Source organism: Rhizobium tumorigenes (assembly GCF_003240565.2).
GTDB lineage: Bacteria > Pseudomonadota > Alphaproteobacteria > Rhizobiales > Rhizobiaceae > Rhizobium > Rhizobium tumorigenes.
The window spans coordinates 1,994,728-2,012,664 of the sequence record NZ_CP117255.1 but is presented as its reverse complement, the minus strand read 5'-3'; the positions used below and the strand labels follow the sequence as shown (position 1 = coordinate 2,012,664).

The window sequence follows — 17,937 nt, the reverse complement described above, 5'->3', positions numbered from 1 at the left end:
ATGACGATGCAAAATCAGATGGACATGAAGAAAACGGCACTGGTACTCGGCGCAACGGGTGGTATCGGCGGTGCGGTAGCGCGCGGGCTTTACGCACGGGGTTGGCAGGTCGTGGCGATGAACCGTGACCCGGAAAAGGCCGCCTCCCGCTTGCCGGACTTTCTCTGGGTGAAAGGCGATGCGATGAATGCCGCCGATGTGCTTCGGGCAGCGCAGGGCGTCAGCGTCATCGTCCATGCGGTCAATCCCCCCGGTTATGTCAACTGGGGCAAGCTGGTCCTGCCGATGATCGATAATACGGTTGCAGCTGCAAAGGCCGTTGGTGCCAGGATCGTGTTGCCCGGTACGATCTACAATTTCGGTCCCGATACCTTTCCGGAAATCACCGAGGAAAGCCCCCAGCATCCGACAAGCGTAAAGGGCGGGATCCGCGTCGAGATGGAACGGCGCCTGCAGATGGCGGCGGGGCAGGGCGTGCCTGTCATCATCGTCAGGGCGGGCGACTATTTCGGGCCGCAGGCGGACAGCAGCTGGTTTTCGCAAGGGTTGGTCAAGGCCGGCAAGCCGGTCGCCTCTGTCACTTATCCCGGCAAGCCGGGCATCGGTCATCAATGGGCCTATGTGCCGGATGTGGCGGAGACGATGATCCGGCTTCTCGAGCAAAGCGACAGCCTGCCGGTCTTTGCCGTCTACCACATGCGGGGTTTCTGGGATGCCGACGGGAGGCAGATGGTGGCATCGATCGAGCGGGTCGCAGGTCGGCCCTTGAAGCGGGGAAGTTTCCCCTGGTGGCTGCTTCCCCTGGCAGCGCCATTCGTCGGCTTCATGCGCGAGTTGCGCGAGATGCGCTATCTCTGGTCGGAGCCGTTGCAGATGCCGAACAACCGGCTTGTGGCTGCCATCGGCGAAGAGCCGCAGACGCCTGTCGACGTTGCGGTTCGTGCGACGCTGGAATCGATAGGCAGTCTTTAAGCCGGTCGCAAAAATCCCGCCATTGTGGCGGGATTTTCGTTGGATGCGGGTCTGCGATCAGGCTGCGCTGTCGAGCGTCGGATAGTCCGTATAGCCTTCGGCACCGTTGACGGCTCCGTAGAGCTTGGCGGGATCCATCGGCGTCAGCTCGGCATTCAGCTTCAACCGTGCAACGAGGTCGGGGTTGGAGATGAAGGGGCGGCCGAAGGCAACGATATCGGCCTTGCCGCTGTCGACAGCTTCGATCGCCATCTCGCGGTCGTAGCCGTTGTTGACCATCCAGGCAGCTTTGCCGCCGGCAGCCTTGTAGGCGGCGTGCAGCGCCTGATAGTCGAACGGTGTGTCGCCCTGCTGGAAATCGCGCGGACCGCCGGTCTGACCCTCGATGACGTGGATATAGGCCAGGCCGTATTTCGCCAGACCCTCGATCACGTAAGTGAAGAGCGGCTGCGGATGCGGGTCGCTGCTGTCGCCGGCGGCGGTGACGGGCGAGAGACGGATGCCGGTGACGCCGGCGCCGATTTCCTTGGTGATGGCCTCGACGACTTCGAACAGGAAGCGGGCGCGGTTCTCGATCGAGCCACCATACTGGTCGGTGCGGTCGTTAACGCCGGAGCGCAGGAACTGGTCGATCAGGTAACCGTTGGCGGCATGGATCTCGACGCCATCGAAGCCGGCATCGATAGCGGCACGTGCAGCCTTGCGGTAGTCCTCGACGATGCCGGGGAGCTCGGAGGTTTCCAGTGCGCGTGGCTCGGACGTCGGCACAAAGGTACCCTTGCCGTCCTGGATGATGAAGGTCTTGGCGTCGGCCTGCTTGGCAGTCGAGGAGACCGGCTTGCCGCCGTTTGGCTGCAGGCTGTCGTGGGAAATGCGTCCGACGTGCCAGAGCTGCACGACCATCTTGCCGCCTGCCTTATGGACGGCATCGTTGACCTTGCGCCAGCCATCGAGGGCGTCCTTGGTGTAGAGGCCCGGTACGTCGGCGTAGCCCTGACCCTGCTGGGTGATGGCAGTGGCTTCTGTGATGATCAGGCCGGCGCTGGCGCGCTGCACATAATAGGTGACGTTCAGGTCGTTGGGTACGGCGCCCGGGGAATGGTTGCGGGTGAGCGGTGCCATGACGACGCGGTTGGCGATGGCGATATCGCCGAGCTTGGTCGGTTCGAACAGTTTTGTCATGGTATTTCCTCGTTGTTGGTGGTTGGGAGGTAGTGACTTATTCGGCAGCCGCAATGGCGTTGCGACGTGCACGTGGGGTTGCGAAGATGAGGGCGACGATGCCGAGGCCGACCAGCGCCAGCGCTGCGGCGGCGAGGGGTACGCGGGTCAGCCCAAAGCCGTTTGCGATCACCACGCCACCTGCCCACGCGCCGAGTGCATTGCCGACGTTGAAGGCGCCGATGTTGATGGTCGAGACAAGGTTCGGTGCGTCCTTGCCGTAGCGGAGCACACCGATCTGCAGGGCAGGGACGGCAGCGAATGTGACGAAAGCCCAGAGAAACAGGGTAATCTCGGCCGGAACAAGCGCTTTGCTTGTTACGCTGAAGGTCGCCGATGTCAGCGCTATGGCGGCAAAGATAAGAGCAAGGCTGGTACCGAGGCGCCAGTCTGCAAGCCTGCCGCCGACGAGATTACCGACCGTCAGGCCAAGGCCTATCAGGAACAGGGTCCATGTCACGCCCTGGGGCGATACGCCGGTGACATCGCGCAGGATCGGGGCGATATAGGTGAACAGCGCGAACATTGCCGCCGAGAAGAACACCGTCATCAGCAACGATAGCCAGAGGCTGGCGCCGCGCAACGCAGAGATTTCTCCCAAGATATTGCTCTTGGGGGCGATTTCCGTTTTCGGCATAACGAGCATCAGGCCGATGATCGATGCGACGCCGAGAATGGCGACGGCCCAGAAGGGCGAACGCCAGCCATAGGCCTGGCCGAGGGCGGTTCCGAGCGGTACGCCGAGCACATTGGCAAGCGTCAGGCCGGTGAACATCAGCGCCACGGCACTCGCCTTGCGATCGCTGGCGACGAGGTTTGCTGCGGCAACCGAACCGATGCCGAAGAAGGCGCCATGGCATAGCGCCGTCACGATGCGGGCGATCATCATGATCCAGTAGTCGGGAGCAAGCGCACACATCACATTGCCGAGGATGAATACGGCCATCAGCAGGATGAGCGCGGAGCGCCGGCGCAGATGCGCGGTGGCGACGGCCATGATCGGCGCGCCGATGGCAACGGCAAGCGCATATCCTGTTACCAGCCAGCCGGCCTGTGGAATGGTCACCGCGAGGTCGCCGGCGACGTCCGGCAAGAGACCGAGCACCACGAACTCCGTCGTGCCGATCGCAAAAGCGCTCAGAGCAAGGACGAAAAGAGCCAAAGGCATTCTACAGTTCCTTTTGAAGCGATTCGAGGAACTCGGCTATGATGGCCTCGTTGCGTCGGTAGAAGACCCATTGGCCAAGCCGTTTGGTGATCACCAGCTCGGCGCGGTGCAGGGTGCCGAGATGGGCCGAGACCGTCGATTGGGAGAGGCCGCAGCGCTCGAACTGTCCGGCGCAGACCCCGAGTTCAAGCGGATGATCCTGCGTGGCGAAATGCTTTTCCGGCTCCTTCAGCCAGTTCAGAATTTCCAGCCGGGTGGGGTGCGCCAGCGCTTTCAGAATTTCATCTCTGTCCATGATCCTGACCTGCATCGTGTTGAGACGATATGTATATCGGCTGGACACGATGCAATAGGACAGCACGATCACATGGGCGTGATCACGGGAGGCCAAAAAATAGGCAAAAAAAGAGGGCCACCGGTAAACCGGGGCCCTATAGGTATGAAGGTTAAAAACCTCCAGAGGGGAACAGCTTCTGCGGTGGAACTGGGAGGTAAAAGCCACCATGTGCATCAGCTGTGTGCAATATGTCTGCAATTTGGGCAGGTGGCAATGTTTTTTTGTGCACGGCAGCTATGCATTTGTGCGCCGCAGCGAGAAATTCCAAAAATAGGCAAAAAAAGAGGGCCGCCGGTCGAAACCAGGGCCCTGTAGGTATGAAGGTCAAAAACCTCCAGAGGGGAACAGCTTCTGCGGTGGAACTGGGAGGAAAAGCCACCGTGTGCATCAGCTGTAATCGATATGGTCGTTAAATGGGCAGGCATCAATGACTGTTTGTGCATATCGGCCATGTCGAGAGGACATGGCTCGTTAGTGCGGCTAATGATTTACCCTTGCTAGAAGTTCCAGTTTCGAGCCTTGGCGACGATGAAGTCCCTGAAGACCTTGAGCTTCGCAGCGTTCTTCATTTCGTCGGGATAGGCAAAGTAGGTGTCGAAGGATGGCACGTCGGCATTCAGCGACAACTGGATCAGCCCAGGGTCGCGCCCGACGATATAGTCCGGCAGCACCGCAATGCCGATACCGAGCAGGCAGGCACGCTTGATCGAGGTCTGGCTATTGATCTGCAGATGCGACAGTCGCTTGTTGTCGGAAGACCTGCCGGCAACCTCCAGCCAGTTGATGTCGAGAAGATATTGCGGAGCCGGTTCGCCGAAAGAGATAATCCGGTGATCGTCGAGATCGTCGACGGACTGCGGCTCGCCGTGCCGATTGATGTATGAGGGGGCGGCGTAGACGTGCATGTGGACGGTGAAAAGCTTGCGCTGGATCAGGTCCGATTGCTGCGGCTGGCGAAGACGGATGGCACAGTCGGCATGGCGCATGTTGACGTCCAGCTCCTCGTTGTCGAGGATGAGCTGGATCTGCATGTCGGGATAAAGCTGCAGAAACTCCTGGATCTTGTCGGTAAGCCAACCCTGGCCGAGACCGACCGTCGTGGTGACGCGCAGCTTGCCGCTCGGCTTGTCGGTGGTCTCCGTCAGCTGCATCTTGACGGTTTCGAGCTTCAGCAGCACGTCATGGGCGGTGCGGTACAGGAGTTCGCCCTGCTCGGTGAGGATGAGGCCTCGGGCATGGCGGTGGAACAGCTTGATGCCGACATCCTGCTCGAGGGCGCTGACCTGGCGGCTGATGGCGGATTGGGACAGATGCAGCTTGTCTGCCGCATGGGTGAACGATCCGGCTTCGGCAGCCGCGTGAAAAATCCGCAGCTTGTCCCAATCCAATGGCATTCCGCTCCCCCTCATTGGCTGCTTCACTCCGCAGCCATCGCGACCGGCATAAGCCCGGTCAAGTAGCGCTCCGCCTCCAGCGCCGCCATGCATCCCATGCCGGCAGCGGTGATCGCCTGGCGGAACGTATCGTCGGTCACGTCGCCGGCGGCATAGATGCCTTCCACGTCGGTGGCAGTCGAATCAGGGGCCGTCCAGAGATAGCCGTTGTCCTTGAGCTTCAATTTGCCCTTGAAGAGTTCGGTCGCCGGCGCATGGCCGATGGCGACGAAGACGCCATCAATCGCCATGTCGGTGACAGTGCCAGCCTTTATGTCGCGCAGCCTGACGCCGGACACCGATGGCGGCATTGGCGGTTTGGCTGGCGTGCCGGTGATTTCGGCGATTTCCGAATTCCAGAGAACCTTGACGTTGGGCTTCTCGAACAGCCGTTCCTGCAGGATTTTTTCGGCGCGGAAGAAATCGCGACGATGAACCACGGTTACCGAGCGGGTGATGTTCGAAAGATAAAGCGCCTCCTCGACGGCCGAATTGCCGCCGCCAACGACGATGACGTCCTTGTTGCGATAGAAGAAGCCGTCGCAGGTAGCGCAGGCGGAAACGCCAAACCCCTGGAAATGCTGCTCGCTCTCGATGCCGAGCCATTTGGCCTTTGCACCGGTGGCGATGATCAGCGTATCGGCGGTCCATACGGTGCCGGAATCGGTGCTGAGGACGAAGGGGCGGCGCGATGTGTCGACCTCGGTGACGAGATCGTTGACGATCTCTGTGCCGACGTGCTTGGCCTGCTGCAGCATCTGCTCCATCAGCCAGGGGCCCTGGATCGGATCGGCAAAGCCCGGATAGTTTTCGACATCGGTGGTGATCATCAGCTGGCCACCCTGTTCCATGCCGGCGATCAGAACCGGCTTCAGCATGGCACGGGCAGCGTAGACTGCAGCCGTATAGCCGGCAGGGCCGGAACCGATGATGAGCACCTTCGTGTGGCGGGCAGACATGAGGGAAGTCCTTTCACTGGCAGCGATGGGATGGTGGCACTGCCTGCTAGCGGCATTGCCGTCGATCTTTCCCATGCGCTGCCTCATTTATGATTGTCGCATGCATTTATTCAAGGGCAGCCTTGCATTACCAACAGGGCAAATGGCCAACGGGCAAGATTCAGGCGTGCGCGGGAAACATTGTTGCGAATTTCTGCTCTTTATATAGAAGGTGCGACGGAGGAATTAAAGAAAGGCATGACCGTGCTGCGGGCAGAACTTGACGCCATCGACATAAAAATTCTTCGCGAACTGCAGCAGGACGGCCGCATGACCAATGTCGAGCTCGCCGACCGGGTCGGAATTTCGGCACCGCCCTGTCTCCGGCGGGTGCGCAAGCTCGAGGAAGCAGGCATTATCGAGGGCTACCATGCGATGCTCAACAGCCCGCGGCTCGGTTTCGATCTTGTCGCCTTCTGCATGGTCGGGTTGAAGCACCAGTCGGAAACCAACCTCAAGGCATTTGCCGCGACCACGCTGCAGTGGCCGCTCGTGCGCCAGGCTTGGATGGTGTCCGGAGACAGCGATTTCCTGTTGCATTGCGTCGCTCAGAACCTGACCGCCTTCCAGGATTTCGTCATCGAGGTTTTGACGGCCAACGAGCATGTGGATACGGTCCGCACCATGCTCACCATCCGCCAGGTCAAGAAGCTGGGATTGGTGGAACTCTAAGCATGTCCGATCGCCCCTGGCACCGTTCACTGATCAAGACGGGCACGCGCCTGCTGCTCGGCAGCGCGCGCGCGCATTTCCAGGATGCGTTTCCGAGGCTGGCCATCGTGCGGGCAAGCGTGGATGCGCCGGGTGAGGTCCGCTATCGCGACGCTGCTGTCGCGGCGCTGTCGAGCGCCTCTATACTCCGAAGTCGGTCCGGCGACACGGTGGCGATCGTCGGCTCCGGCCCCTCGATAGCCGGTAACGATCTTTCCCGTCTGCCGCCGCAAACTGCCATTCTGCTGAACGGCGCCATCAGCCTGTTTGGTCAGCCTGTCGCAGACGCGCTGTCCGTTGCCGTTGAGGACGAGCGGTTCATCTGGCGACACTTCGATCTCCTGAAGCAGCGGGTGAAAGACGATACGCCCTGCCTGTTTTCCGTCGAGGTGTTGCGCGCTATCTGCGAGATAGACTTGGGGTTCCTGCGCGACCGGACGATCGTGCTGATCGATGATATCCGCAAACCCTATGGAGCAAGGCGGCGGCGGTACGATACGATCCAGGCCTTCGATTTCATTCGCAGGGATGCGGAGGTCAACGCTGGCCTTTCGTTCGACCCGGATCGCGGGGTGTTTCGTGGCGGCTCGGTTGCCGTGTCTGCGCTGCAGTTTGCTCTTTATTGTGAACCGAAGACAATCGGGCTGTTCGGCATCGACATATCCAATGCCCGTCAGCCGCGCTTCTACGAGACCAGCGGCGAAACCGCTTCATCCGGCATTGCGGACGCGGAAGCCCGCATCGTTGCGCATTTCTTGCTTGCCAGGTCGGTTGCGGCTGAGCGGGGCATCGAGATCGTCAATTATTCGCCGGTGTCGGCACTGGCCGGTGCCGGCTTCGGCTATGACGACCGCTTTTCGCCCAGCAGGCCGGCATAGACGGCGGCGATAGCCGTCGCCTCTTTTTCCAGTGCGAAATTGCTGCGGACATGGACGACAGCGTTTTGTCCCTGACGTCGGGCCTCGTCGGGATCGGCCAGATAGGTTTCGATGGCTGCCGTGAGGGCAGGGCCGTCGCCGGCCGGAACGACCATGCCGGTCTCGCCCGGCACGATCATCTCGGCATAGGCACCGGCATCGGAGGCGACGACAGCCGTCTGCGAGGCCATGGCTTCCAGCGGCGTCAGACCGAAACCCTCGTTGCGCGAAGGCGCCACGTAGAGCGTTGCGCGGCGATACCAGGGGCGGATGTCATCGACTTCGCCGAGGAATCGGATGCGATCCGACAGGCCGGCATCAGCGACGGCCTTGGTCAAACCGTCAGCAAAGGCCTTGTGCTCCGGTGTCACACGGCCACAGACGATCGCCGTCCAGTCGGGATGGTTGGGCAGCAACTCGATCATAGCCTGAACGAAAAGATCGGTGCCTTTCTGGTGGCGCACGCGGCCGAAGCAGCCTATCAGGTATCGGCCGGGGAGGTCCGTCGCGGCCATGCGGTCGGCCGGCGCTTCCGGCGGATGGAACAGGTTGAGATCGACGCCGTGCTGGATGACAGTGTGGGGCACCTGAAGGAAGCTGCCGGAGCGGGTGCTGGTGGCAATGACGGCGTGCATGCGGCGTATCAGAAAGCGCGTATAAGCCGAGTGGCGGCGTTGGGCTGCGGATGTAAACAGCAGCTTGATCGGCATGCGCAACACAGCTCGCAACAGAAGGCCAAACAGCATTTCATTGTTGCGGCGGGCATGCCAGACGCGAACCTTGTAGCGGCGTGGCCGGACCCACAGGCCGGGCAATTGGCTCCAGCCGAGTTTCGGCAGATGCGCAGGCAGGCCGGGCCCCAGCGTTACAATGCGCGTGCCGAGCGCGACCTGCTTGGGAACAAGCTGCACGATCGTCGAGGTGACCCCCGACAATCGGCGCTTGAAATTGGGCGCGACGATCTCGGTCTCGCGCAGGTCCGCTGCCACCGAGCTCAGCCCCAAGTGATGGAGAGGATTTCATAGGCCTTGGAGCCACCGGGCGCATTGACCTCGATGGAATCGCCGACTTCCTTGCCGATCAGCGCACGTGCGATGGGCGAAGATATGGAAATGCGGCCGGCCTTCACGTCGGCCTCCTGATCGCCGACGATCTGGTAGGTCTTCTGTTCCGCGGTGTCCTCATCCACAAGTTTGACGCGGGCGCCGAACTTGACTGTGGTGCCGGACATTTTCGACAGGTCGATGACTTCGGCACGGGCCACAAGATCCTCGACTTCGCCGATACGACCTTCGTTATGGCTCTGCGCTTCCTTGGCGGCATGATACTCCGCATTTTCCGACAGATCGCCGTGGGCGCGAGCCTCGGAAATTGCCTCGATGATCCGCGGCCGTTCCTGCTGCTGGCGCCAGCGCAGTTCTTCCTGCAAATTGGCGAAGCCGCTCTGCGTCATCGGTACCTTGTCAACCATGTCTCTGTCCTTCAGTCCTATGTCGTAGCTGCCGACACAAAAGAAAACAGGTCCCGAAGGAAAACTTCGGAACCGTGCAATAGCCGCTATATGGGGCACTTATAACAGAATGCGACTGCCAATTTCCAGAGAATTCGCATCGCAACGGTGCAAGTCCAAGTGGTTCTTTTTGTTAGCCTGCTTATTTTACCGACAATCAGAAGCACCCCGTCTTGACGATTAGAGATAGAACATATAGTGAACATGATATGAAAAAGTCGCTGAACGATCGTCTAGCCATTCTTTCCGATGCTGCCAAGTATGACGCGTCCTGTGCCTCCAGCGGTACCTCGACGCGAAGTTCGGCGAAATCCGGCGGATTGGGGTCAACGGAAGGCTCCGGCATTTGCCATTCCTATGCGCCGGACGGAAGATGCATTTCGCTTCTGAAGATCCTGATGACCAACTTTTGCATCTACGACTGCGCCTATTGCGTCAATCGCTCGTCGAGCAATGTCGAGCGGGCCCGGTTCACGGTAGAGGAGGTCGTCTGGCTGACGATGGAGTTCTACCGGCGCAATTACATCGAGGGCCTGTTCCTGTCCTCCGGCATCATCCGCTCGTCAGATCACACGATGGAGGAGATGGTGCGGATCGCGCGCGAATTGCGGACCACGCATAATTTCCGGGGCTACATCCATCTGAAATCCATTCCGGAGGCGTCGCCGAAGCTGATCGAGGAGGCGGGGCTCTATGCCGACCGCCTGTCTCTCAACATCGAATTACCGACCGATGTCGGCATCACCCGTCTGGCGCCGGAAAAGAAGCCAGCCGGCATCCGCCAGGCGATGGGTGCGCTGCGGCTGAGAATAGAGGAGGCCAGCGATCCGACGCTACAGAGCAAGAAGCGCAAGCGCTTTGCGCCGGCCGGCCAGAGCACCCAGATGATCGTTGGCGCCGACGAGGCAAACGATGCAACCATTCTCGGCACCAGCGCGCGGCTCTACGGCAGCTACGGGATGAGGCGGGTTTACTATTCGGCATTCAGCCCGATCCCCGATTCGTCGAAAAACCTGCCGCTGATCAAGCCGCCGCTGATGCGCGAGCATCGCCTCTACCAGGCGGACTGGCTGTATCGTTTCTATGGGTTCGGCATCGGCGAAATTACCGGCCAGCAGGCCGGTGGCATGCTGGATCTGGATCTGGATCCGAAACTGGCCTGGGCGCTGGGCAACCGGAACGCGTTTCCTGTCGACATCAACTTCGCCGAACGCGAAACGCTGCTGCGGGTGCCGGGACTTGGCACCAAAACGGTGAAATCCATCCTGTCCGCCCGGCGTTTCTGCCGGCTGAGGATGGAGGACCTTGCGCGCCTCGGAGTGTCGGTCAAGAAGGTGCAGGCCTTCATCGTCGCCGAAGGCTGGAGCCCGCGAAAGCTTGCCGACCGGCAGGATCTGCGTGCGATGTTTGCACCCAAGCCCGTGCAGTTGACGCTGCTCTGATGGGTGGGGCAGTTGTTCACCGGGTGACGCTGAAGGGCAGGGGCGATCTTGCCGAATGGCGCGATGCCGCCCGGCCGCTGCTTGGCGAAGGTGTGCTTCCCGAGGCCATCGACTGGCGCGAGGCAGCCTTGGGGGGGGACTTGTTCGCAGGTTCTGGCGATAGCCTTTTGCTGGAGCCGACTGAGCCTTTGCCACGAAACGGGTCTGGTGTGGGTCCGGAAGGTACACCGCCTGTTACCGTGCCGCCGGCCTTTATCGGTCTTGCGGAGGCCGTCCTCTGTCATTCCGATCCCGGCCGGTTTGCGCTGCTCTACCGCATTCTGTTCCGGCTGGGCCGCGACCGCCGGCTGCTCGATATCGTGTCTGATGTGGATGTTCACCGGGCGCTGATGCTGCAGAAGGCAGTTCGCCGCGACTGCCACAAGATGACGGCCTTCGTTCGCTTCAAGGAGGTCGACAGCGAGATGGCATTGCCGCGCCGACGCTTCGTGGCCTGGTTCGAGCCGGACCATCATATCGTCGCCCGCAAGGCGCCGTTTTTCCAGCGCCGGTTCAACGACATGGACTGGCTGATCGCGACGCCGCGCGGCTCCGCTACCTGGGACGGGACGCAGCTGTCGATCTCCGACCTGCCCGTCGAGAAGCCGTCGCTGACGGATGAAGCCGATACGTTGTGGCGCACCTATTTCAGCAATATCTTCAATCCGGCACGGTTGAAGGTGAAGGCCATGCAGGCGGAGATGCCGAAGAAATACTGGAAGAACCTGCCGGAGGCCGATCTCATTCCCGGTCTCATCGCCGGTGCCGAGGCGAGTGTGCTGGCAATGGCAAAGCGCGCCGCCACCGAGCCGCTGCCTTTTCACCAGCGCCTGCAGGCGGCAGCCGCTGCCGGGCGCCCGGTGGTCGCGACCGCGCCAGAGGGGAGCATCGAAGCTTTGCGTGAGGCCGCCAGCCATTGCACCCGCTGCGAATTGCATTGCCATGCCACGCAAACGGTCTTCGGCGAGGGACCTGCCGACGCATCGGTGATGGTGGTTGGCGAGCAGCCGGGCGATCACGAGGATCTGGCCGGCCGGCCGTTCGTCGGTCCGGCCGGCAGGGTCTTCAACCAGGCGATCGACGATGCCGGCATAGACGGGACGACGCTCTATGTGACCAATGCCGTCAAGCATTTCAAATACGAGCCACGCGGCAAACGTCGTATCCACCAGAAGCCGACGATGGGCGAGGTCCGGCATTGTCGCTGGTGGCTCGACGGAGAGCGGGCGCTGATCCGCCCGAAACTGACCGTCGCCCTCGGCGCCACCGCGCTGTTCGCGCTGACCGACAGTCGCCAGAAGCTGGAGGATGTCAGGGGACAGCCGCTGCCGCTGGCAGATGGCAGCAGCCTCTTCGTCACCGTCCATCCGTCCTATCTGCTGCGCATCCCCGACGCGGGGCGCAAGGCCGAGGAACTGGCGCGGTTTCAGGCGGAGATGCGATCAATAAGCCGTCTCGTGGGGCAGGCGGATGCCGCATCCTGACTTATCAGCACACGTATTGATGTGTGCGCGGGAACTTCAGGATATGCCACGCGGTTTCCCGTACTCCGGACATCGTTCGCTTCTCATCGATCCAGCGCTTGCCGCCAGCTGTCGTCGTCTCCGAAGGTGCCAACGCCGGGATCGTAGCGGACGATCCGGCGTGCTGAATGTTCGAGCGTGCGGAGGAGGCGCAGGATGTCCGTAAGTCGTTGGATATCTCGTTCGAGATGCCGTCAAAAAGGATAACAATTTTCTTGGAGATTGAATCCCCCTGAAGACTGGTCACACTAGCCTTCGGGGGGATGCAGCTCATGGTAGATTTTGCCGATCAGAAGTAGCTCTGCAGCGGACGAACTTCGAGATTGCCGGCTTTCAGGGCCTGGATGGCCATGGCGGCGGCCTCGGCGCCGGCCATGGTCGTGTAGTAGGGCACCTTCTGCATCAGCGTGGCGCGGCGGATCGATTTGGAGTCCGAGATCGCCTTGTTGCTGTCCGTTGTGTTGATGACGAGCTGGACTTGGCGGTTGCGGATGGCGTCCTCGATATGCGGACGGCCTTCCAGCACCTTGTTGATCTTGGTGGTGGCGATGCCGTGTTCGGCGAGATAGCGGGCCGTGCCGCCTGTTGCCATCACCTTGAACCCCTGTTCGACAAGCATCCTGATGGCGGGCAGGACGCGTGGCTTGTCGTCGTCGCGTACCGCCACGAAGACGGTGCCGCCGCGTGGCAACTCGACGCCGGCGCCGAGCTGCGCCTTGGCAAAGGCCAATGCGAAATCGGTGTCGAGGCCGATGACCTCGCCGGTCGAGCGCATTTCAGGGCCGAGCAGCGTGTCGACGCCGGGGAAGCGGGCGAACGGGAACACGGCTTCCTTGACGGCAATGTGCTTGAGATTGCGCGGATCGGGCTTCTCGCCATAGGCGGCGAAGGCGGCATCGAGACTTTCGCCGGCCATGATGCGGGCCGCGATCTTGGCAATCGGCGCGCCAATCGCCTTGGCAACGAAAGGCACTGTGCGCGAGGCGCGGGGGTTGACCTCAAGGACGTAGACGACATCGTCCTTGATGGCAAACTGTACGTTCATCAGGCCGACAACATTCAGCGCCTTGGCCATGGCCTTCGTCTGGCGCTCGAGTTCGTCAAGCATTTCGGACGAAAGCGTGCGTGGCGGCAACGAGCAGGCGCTGTCGCCGGAGTGGATGCCGGCTTCCTCGATATGCTCCATGATACCCGCGATGAAGGCGTTCTCGCCATCGGCCAGGCAATCGACGTCGATCTCGATGGCGTTCGACAGGTAGCTGTCGAACAGCAGCGGGTTCTTGCTGAGCAAGGTGTTGATCTGGCCGGTCTTGTCGTTCGGATAACGCTGCTTGATGTCTTCCGGCACCAGGCCGGGCACCGTATCGAGAAGGTAGCTTTGCAGCATCGATTCCGAGTGGATGATCTGCATGGCGCGGCCGCCGAGGACATAGGAAGGGCGGACCACCAGCGGGAAGCCGATTTCGGAGGCGACGACGCGCGCCTGTTCGACCGAGTAGGCGATGCCGTTGTTCGGCTGGTTGAGGTCGAGCTTCATCAGCAGCTTCTGGAAGCGGTCGCGGTCTTCGGCAAGGTCGATCATGTCGGGTGCCGTGCCGAGGATCGGAATGCCGTTCTTTTCCAGAGCTTCGGCGAGCTTCAGCGGCGTCTGGCCGCCGAACTGCACGATGACGCCGACGACTTCGCCGCTTTCCTGCTCGGCGCGCAGGATCTCGATCACGTCTTCGGCGGTCAGTGGCTCGAAATAGAGCCGGTCAGACGTGTCGTAGTCGGTCGACACTGTTTCCGGGTTGCAGTTGATCATGATGGCTTCATAGCCGGCATCCTTCAGCGCGAAGGCGGCGTGGCAGCAGCAATAGTCGAACTCAATGCCCTGGCCGATGCGGTTCGGACCGCCGCCGAGGATTACGACCTTCTTGTTCGACGAGACATTGGCCTCGGAGCGCGCTTCTCCCACGAAAGGCGTCTCGTAGCTCGAATACATGTAGGCGGTCGGCGAGGCGAACTCGGCGGCGCAGGTGTCGATGCGCTTGAACACCGGACGGACGTTGAGGGCGTTTCGCCTCTCGGCAACTTCCTTCGGACGCTTGTTGGTGAGGGTCGCCAGGCGCGCGTCGGAAAAGCCCATCGCCTTGAGCATGCGCAGGTTGACGGCATCGTCCGGAAGGCCGTGCTCGCGGATGCGGGCTTCCATATCGACGATGGCCTTCAGCTGGGCGATGAACCAGGGGTCGATCTTGCAGCCTTCGTGCACCTCTTCGGCGCTCATGCCCATGCGCAGTGCTTGGGCGACCATGCGCAGGCGGTCCGGCGTCGGGGTGCCGATGGCTGCGCGGATGGCATTGCGGCTGCCTTCGCCCTCTTCGGTGCCGGGGATCTCGATCTCGTCGAGACCGGTGAGTCCGGTTTCCAGGCCACGCAGCGCCTTCTGCAGCGATTCGGCAAAGGTCCGGCCGATGGCCATGACTTCCCCGACCGACTTCATTGCCGTTGTCAGCACAGGCGAGGCGCCGGGGAACTTCTCGAAGGCGAAGCGCGGGATCTTGGTGACGACATAGTCGATCGACGGTTCGAACGAAGCAGGCGTCGCGCCGCCAGTGATGTCGTTGTCGAGTTCGTCGAGCGTGTAGCCGACCGCAAGCTTGGCGGCAACGCGGGCAATCGGGAAGCCCGTTGCCTTGGAGGCCAGCGCCGAGGAGCGCGAGACGCGTGGGTTCATCTCGATGACGACGAGGCGGCCATCGGCCGGGTTGACGGCGAACTGCACGTTCGAGCCGCCGGTCTCTACGCCGATCTCGCGCAGAACGGCGATCGAGGCGTTGCGCATCATCTGGTATTCTTTGTCGGTCAGCGTCAGGGCAGGCGCGACGGTGATGCTATCGCCGGTGTGGACGCCCATCGGGTCGATGTTCTCGATGGAGCAGATGATGATGCAGTTGTCCGCCTTGTCGCGGACGACTTCCATTTCATACTCCTTCCAGCCGAGCACCGATTCCTCGATCAGCACTTCCGTGGTCGGCGAGGCGTCTAAGCCGGAGCCGACGATCTCGAAGAACTCAGAGCGATTGTAGGCGATGCCGCCGCCTGTGCCGCCCATGGTGAAGGATGGACGGATGATGGCGGGCAGGCCGACAACGTCGATCGCCTGGGCTGCCAGCGCCATGGCATGGCTCATGTAGCGCTGCTTGCGGTCGGTCTCGCCGAGGTTCCAGGTGTTTTCCAGATCGTCGAGGGCGATGTCGAGTTCGGCACCGGACAGGCTGGCCTTGACCTTTTCGCGCTCGGCCTCGTGGGTCTGGCGGTCGAGTTCCTTGGCGTCGGTCGCGTTTGCCAGCAGCGACTTCGGTGTTTCAAGGCCGATACGGGCCATAGCTTCGCGGAAGAGGGCGCGGTCTTCGGCCATGTCGATGGCGGCCGGCTTGGCGCCGATCATCTCGACATTGTAGCGATCGAGCACGCCCATTCTCTTCAGGGAGAGCGCGGTGTTGAGCGCGGTCTGGCCGCCCATGGTTGGAAGCAGCGCGTCGGGGCGCTCCTTGGCGATAATCTTGGCGACGACTTCAGGCGTGATCGGCTCGACGTAAGTGGCGTCGGCCAGATCCGGGTCGGTCATGATCGTTGCCGGATTGGAATTGACGAGGATGACACGGTAGCCTTCCTCTTTCAGCGCCTTGCAGGCCTGGGTGCCGGAATAGTCGAATTCGCATGCCTGACCGATAACGATCGGCCCCGCACCGATGATGAGGATCGATTTAATATCTTCGCGCTTCGGCATGATCTCTATCCATTTTTCGCGTGCGCCAAAAACCAGCCAGGTGTGTCCACCGGCCGGGCGCGCGCTCTGCATCTCAAAAGGCTAGAAGCGGCTTATAGGCAAATGTTTTTGCAAACGGAACCCCATAAATCGCGCAATCGACAGGATTCCGAGTGCTGCCTACCGTGCGGCGCTGTCGGGCACCACCAGCACGCGGATTTCCCCGGGGCGTGCGGGCTGGCGGATAGCTTCGGCACCTTCTGTCATGCCGACGACGCGGGAGATGAGTGGCGCGACATCGATGGCGCCGGAGGCGATCAGATCGGCGGCGCGGCGATGGGTGAACGGATTGATGAAAGAGCCGATAAATTTCAGTTCGCGGAACAAGAGGTCGAAGGGCTCGATCGGCACGGTCTGGCCCTGCGGCATGACGCCGAGGACAACAACGGTGCCGCCGCTCTTTGCCATGCGTGTCGATTGCTGCACCGTCTCGGCGACGCCCGCGCATTCGAACACGACATCAGCACCGCCGGGCAGCAGGCCATCCGGCCGCGATATGGCGGCGATGGGGTCGCTGAGACCGGGATCGAGCGTCGCGGTGGCGCCGAGGCGTTCGGCAAGGGCGCGCTTGTCCTTGTGGCGCGTGACGAGGACGACGCGGGTGGCGCCCGCCAGTCGAGCCAGTTGGACCACGAGAAGCCCGATGACGCCGCCGCCGAGCACGACCACCGAGGCACCGGTTTCGATTTTCGCCATGTCGACGCCGTGCAGGCAGCAGGCGAGGGGCTCGCAGAAGGCGCCGTGCAGCGGGTCGAGCCCAAGCGGCAGTTCGAAGGCCTGGGAGACGGGAAGGATCGCGTAGTCGGCAAAGCCGCCATCGCGGTGGATGCCGATCGCCTGCAGCCGTTCGCAGAGGTTGACGCGGCCGCTGCGGCACTGGCTGCAGAGACCGCAGGAGATGTTCGGATCGCAGGTGACGCGCATACCGGGCGCAAAGCCCGTCGTGTCAGGGCCGACAGCCTCGACGATGCCGGCAAATTCGTGGCCCAGCGTCACCGGCGGGGCGGACGGGAATTCACCGTGGAGGATATGGCGATCCGTGCCACAGATGCCGCAAGCCTCGACGCGGACGAGAAGTTCGCCCCGACCGGGCAACGGTTTTTCGATCTCGCGGACGGTCAATTGGCCGACGGCGTCGAGACGTATGGCTTGCATCGATGTCTCCTCCCAGAGATATATGGACTGGTGCGCAATGGGCGTCAAATGCCTTGCCGCGTCAAGGCTATCTGTTGCTATTGCAATGAAATTCTCTCCCGTGCCGGCCCTCGACTTCATGCAGCCTCTGGGTATGATCCAGCCAGCCGACGTCGGATCGGTGGCCTCTAAAGGTACTGTGCCATGACCCTCGAACCGCTGCTGTCGGCTTCGCCCGCCATTCACATCCATGTGGTTGCCGTAGTCACATCAGCGCTGCTCGGCGCCTACGTGCTTTTTCGGCGCAAGGGGACGAGGCTGCACCGGCTGCTTGGGAATATCTGGCTTTTGCTGATGGCGGTCGGGGCGCTGTCAAGCTTCTTCATCTACAAGCTAAACGTCTTTCATGGCTTCAGCCCGATCCATCTTTTGTCTGTCTTCGTGCTTTATTCCTGCGTTCAGGCGATTGTCTCTGCCCGCCGGCATGACATCGCTCGCCATCGTCGGGCTGTCCTGGGACTTTATTTTGGCGGTATCGGCGGTGCCGGCGCCTTCACACTCTTGCCGCACCGGATAATGAACGCCGTGGTCTTCACTGGTCATGAGACGATGCCTCTTCTGCTGCTGGTGGCGATGGCATTATTCCTTGGATGGGCCGCCTGGGGCGCCCGGAGCATTCCCGTCTGATGTGCGATGTTGGCCTTCGCGACTGGTCATC

Annotated in this window: 15 protein-coding genes; 6 read left to right on the top strand and 9 right to left on the bottom strand. The window is 61.6% G+C overall.

Going from position 1 to position 17,937, the window contains the following annotated elements:
- Positions 1 to 972 (top strand): SDR family oxidoreductase, encoded by a 972-nt coding sequence (locus tag PR017_RS09930; RefSeq protein ID WP_425069993.1) that lies wholly within the window; start codon positions 1 to 3, stop codon positions 970 to 972.
- A 57-nt stretch (positions 973 to 1,029) separates the two neighbouring features.
- On the opposite strand, the gene PR017_RS09925 is transcribed toward PR017_RS09930, so the two are convergent.
- The 5 genes from PR017_RS09925 to trxB all read right to left on the bottom strand — a co-directional run bounded on the left by PR017_RS09925 (position 1,030) and on the right by trxB (position 6,090).
- Positions 1,030 to 2,154, bottom strand: coding sequence for an alkene reductase (locus PR017_RS09925; protein WP_111222728.1), 1,125 nt, complete (start codon positions 2,152 to 2,154; stop codon positions 1,030 to 1,032).
- A 37-nt stretch (positions 2,155 to 2,191) separates the two neighbouring features.
- Complete coding sequence (locus PR017_RS09920; protein ID WP_111222729.1) at positions 2,192 to 3,361, bottom strand: MFS transporter; 1,170 nt, start codon at positions 3,359 to 3,361, stop codon at positions 2,192 to 2,194.
- A 1-nt stretch (position 3,362) separates the two neighbouring features.
- A complete protein-coding gene (locus PR017_RS09915) occupies positions 3,363 to 3,656 on the bottom strand; it encodes an ArsR/SmtB family transcription factor (RefSeq protein WP_111223007.1) in 294 nt (97 codons plus the stop codon).
- A gap of 539 nt (positions 3,657 to 4,195) precedes the next feature.
- Positions 4,196 to 5,092 carry a LysR family transcriptional regulator VtlR gene (locus tag PR017_RS09910; protein ID WP_111222730.1) on the bottom strand — a complete coding sequence of 299 codons (897 nt, stop codon included), beginning with the start codon at positions 5,090 to 5,092 and terminating at the stop codon, positions 4,196 to 4,198.
- A gap of 23 nt (positions 5,093 to 5,115) precedes the next feature.
- Positions 5,116 to 6,090: a thioredoxin-disulfide reductase gene (trxB, locus tag PR017_RS09905; protein WP_111222731.1), complete on the bottom strand. Its 975-nt coding sequence runs from the start codon at positions 6,088 to 6,090 to the stop codon at positions 5,116 to 5,118.
- Between the two features lie 243 nt (positions 6,091 to 6,333).
- Between trxB and PR017_RS09900 the strand changes: the two genes are divergently transcribed.
- Both PR017_RS09900 and PR017_RS09895 read left to right on the top strand, forming a co-directional pair.
- Complete coding sequence (locus tag PR017_RS09900) at positions 6,334 to 6,801, top strand: Lrp/AsnC family transcriptional regulator (RefSeq protein ID WP_111223008.1); 468 nt, start codon at positions 6,334 to 6,336, stop codon at positions 6,799 to 6,801.
- A gap of 2 nt (positions 6,802 to 6,803) precedes the next feature.
- Positions 6,804 to 7,718, top strand: coding sequence for a glycosyl transferase (locus PR017_RS09895; RefSeq protein WP_111222732.1), 915 nt, complete (start codon positions 6,804 to 6,806; stop codon positions 7,716 to 7,718).
- On the opposite strand, the gene PR017_RS09890 is transcribed toward PR017_RS09895, so the two are convergent.
- Positions 7,682 to 8,734 (bottom strand): glycosyltransferase family 4 protein, encoded by a 1,053-nt coding sequence (locus PR017_RS09890; protein ID WP_111223009.1) that lies wholly within the window; start codon positions 8,732 to 8,734, stop codon positions 7,682 to 7,684. The two genes, PR017_RS09895 and PR017_RS09890, sit on opposite strands and share 37 nt — an antisense overlap.
- A 17-nt stretch (positions 8,735 to 8,751) precedes the next feature.
- Positions 8,752 to 9,228 (bottom strand): transcription elongation factor GreA, encoded by a 477-nt coding sequence (greA, locus tag PR017_RS09885; RefSeq protein WP_111222733.1) that lies wholly within the window; start codon positions 9,226 to 9,228, stop codon positions 8,752 to 8,754.
- 248 nt (positions 9,229 to 9,476) lie between these two features.
- Here greA and PR017_RS09880 point away from each other — a divergent pair, with 248 nt between their 5' ends.
- A complete protein-coding gene (locus PR017_RS09880) occupies positions 9,477 to 10,709 on the top strand; it encodes a putative DNA modification/repair radical SAM protein (protein ID WP_111222734.1) in 1,233 nt (410 codons plus the stop codon).
- Complete coding sequence (locus PR017_RS09875; protein WP_111222735.1) at positions 10,709 to 12,232, top strand: UdgX family uracil-DNA binding protein; 1,524 nt, start codon at positions 10,709 to 10,711, stop codon at positions 12,230 to 12,232. Before PR017_RS09880 ends, PR017_RS09875 begins: the two co-directional genes overlap by 1 nt.
- A gap of 328 nt (positions 12,233 to 12,560) precedes the next feature.
- Here the strand turns inward: PR017_RS09875 and carB are convergent, their stop codons facing one another.
- Complete coding sequence (gene carB / locus PR017_RS09865; RefSeq protein WP_111223010.1) at positions 12,561 to 16,046, bottom strand: carbamoyl-phosphate synthase large subunit; 3,486 nt, start codon at positions 16,044 to 16,046, stop codon at positions 12,561 to 12,563.
- A 159-nt stretch (positions 16,047 to 16,205) separates the two neighbouring features.
- A complete protein-coding gene (locus PR017_RS09860; protein WP_111222737.1) occupies positions 16,206 to 17,240 on the bottom strand; it encodes a zinc-dependent alcohol dehydrogenase family protein in 1,035 nt (344 codons plus the stop codon).
- A gap of 183 nt (positions 17,241 to 17,423) precedes the next feature.
- On the opposite strand from PR017_RS09860, the gene PR017_RS09855 reads away from it, so the two are divergent.
- On the top strand, positions 17,424 to 17,906 hold the full coding sequence (locus PR017_RS09855; protein WP_111222738.1) for a DUF2306 domain-containing protein: 483 nt from the start codon (positions 17,424 to 17,426) through the stop codon (positions 17,904 to 17,906).
- Positions 17,907 to 17,937: the final 31 nt, after the last annotated feature.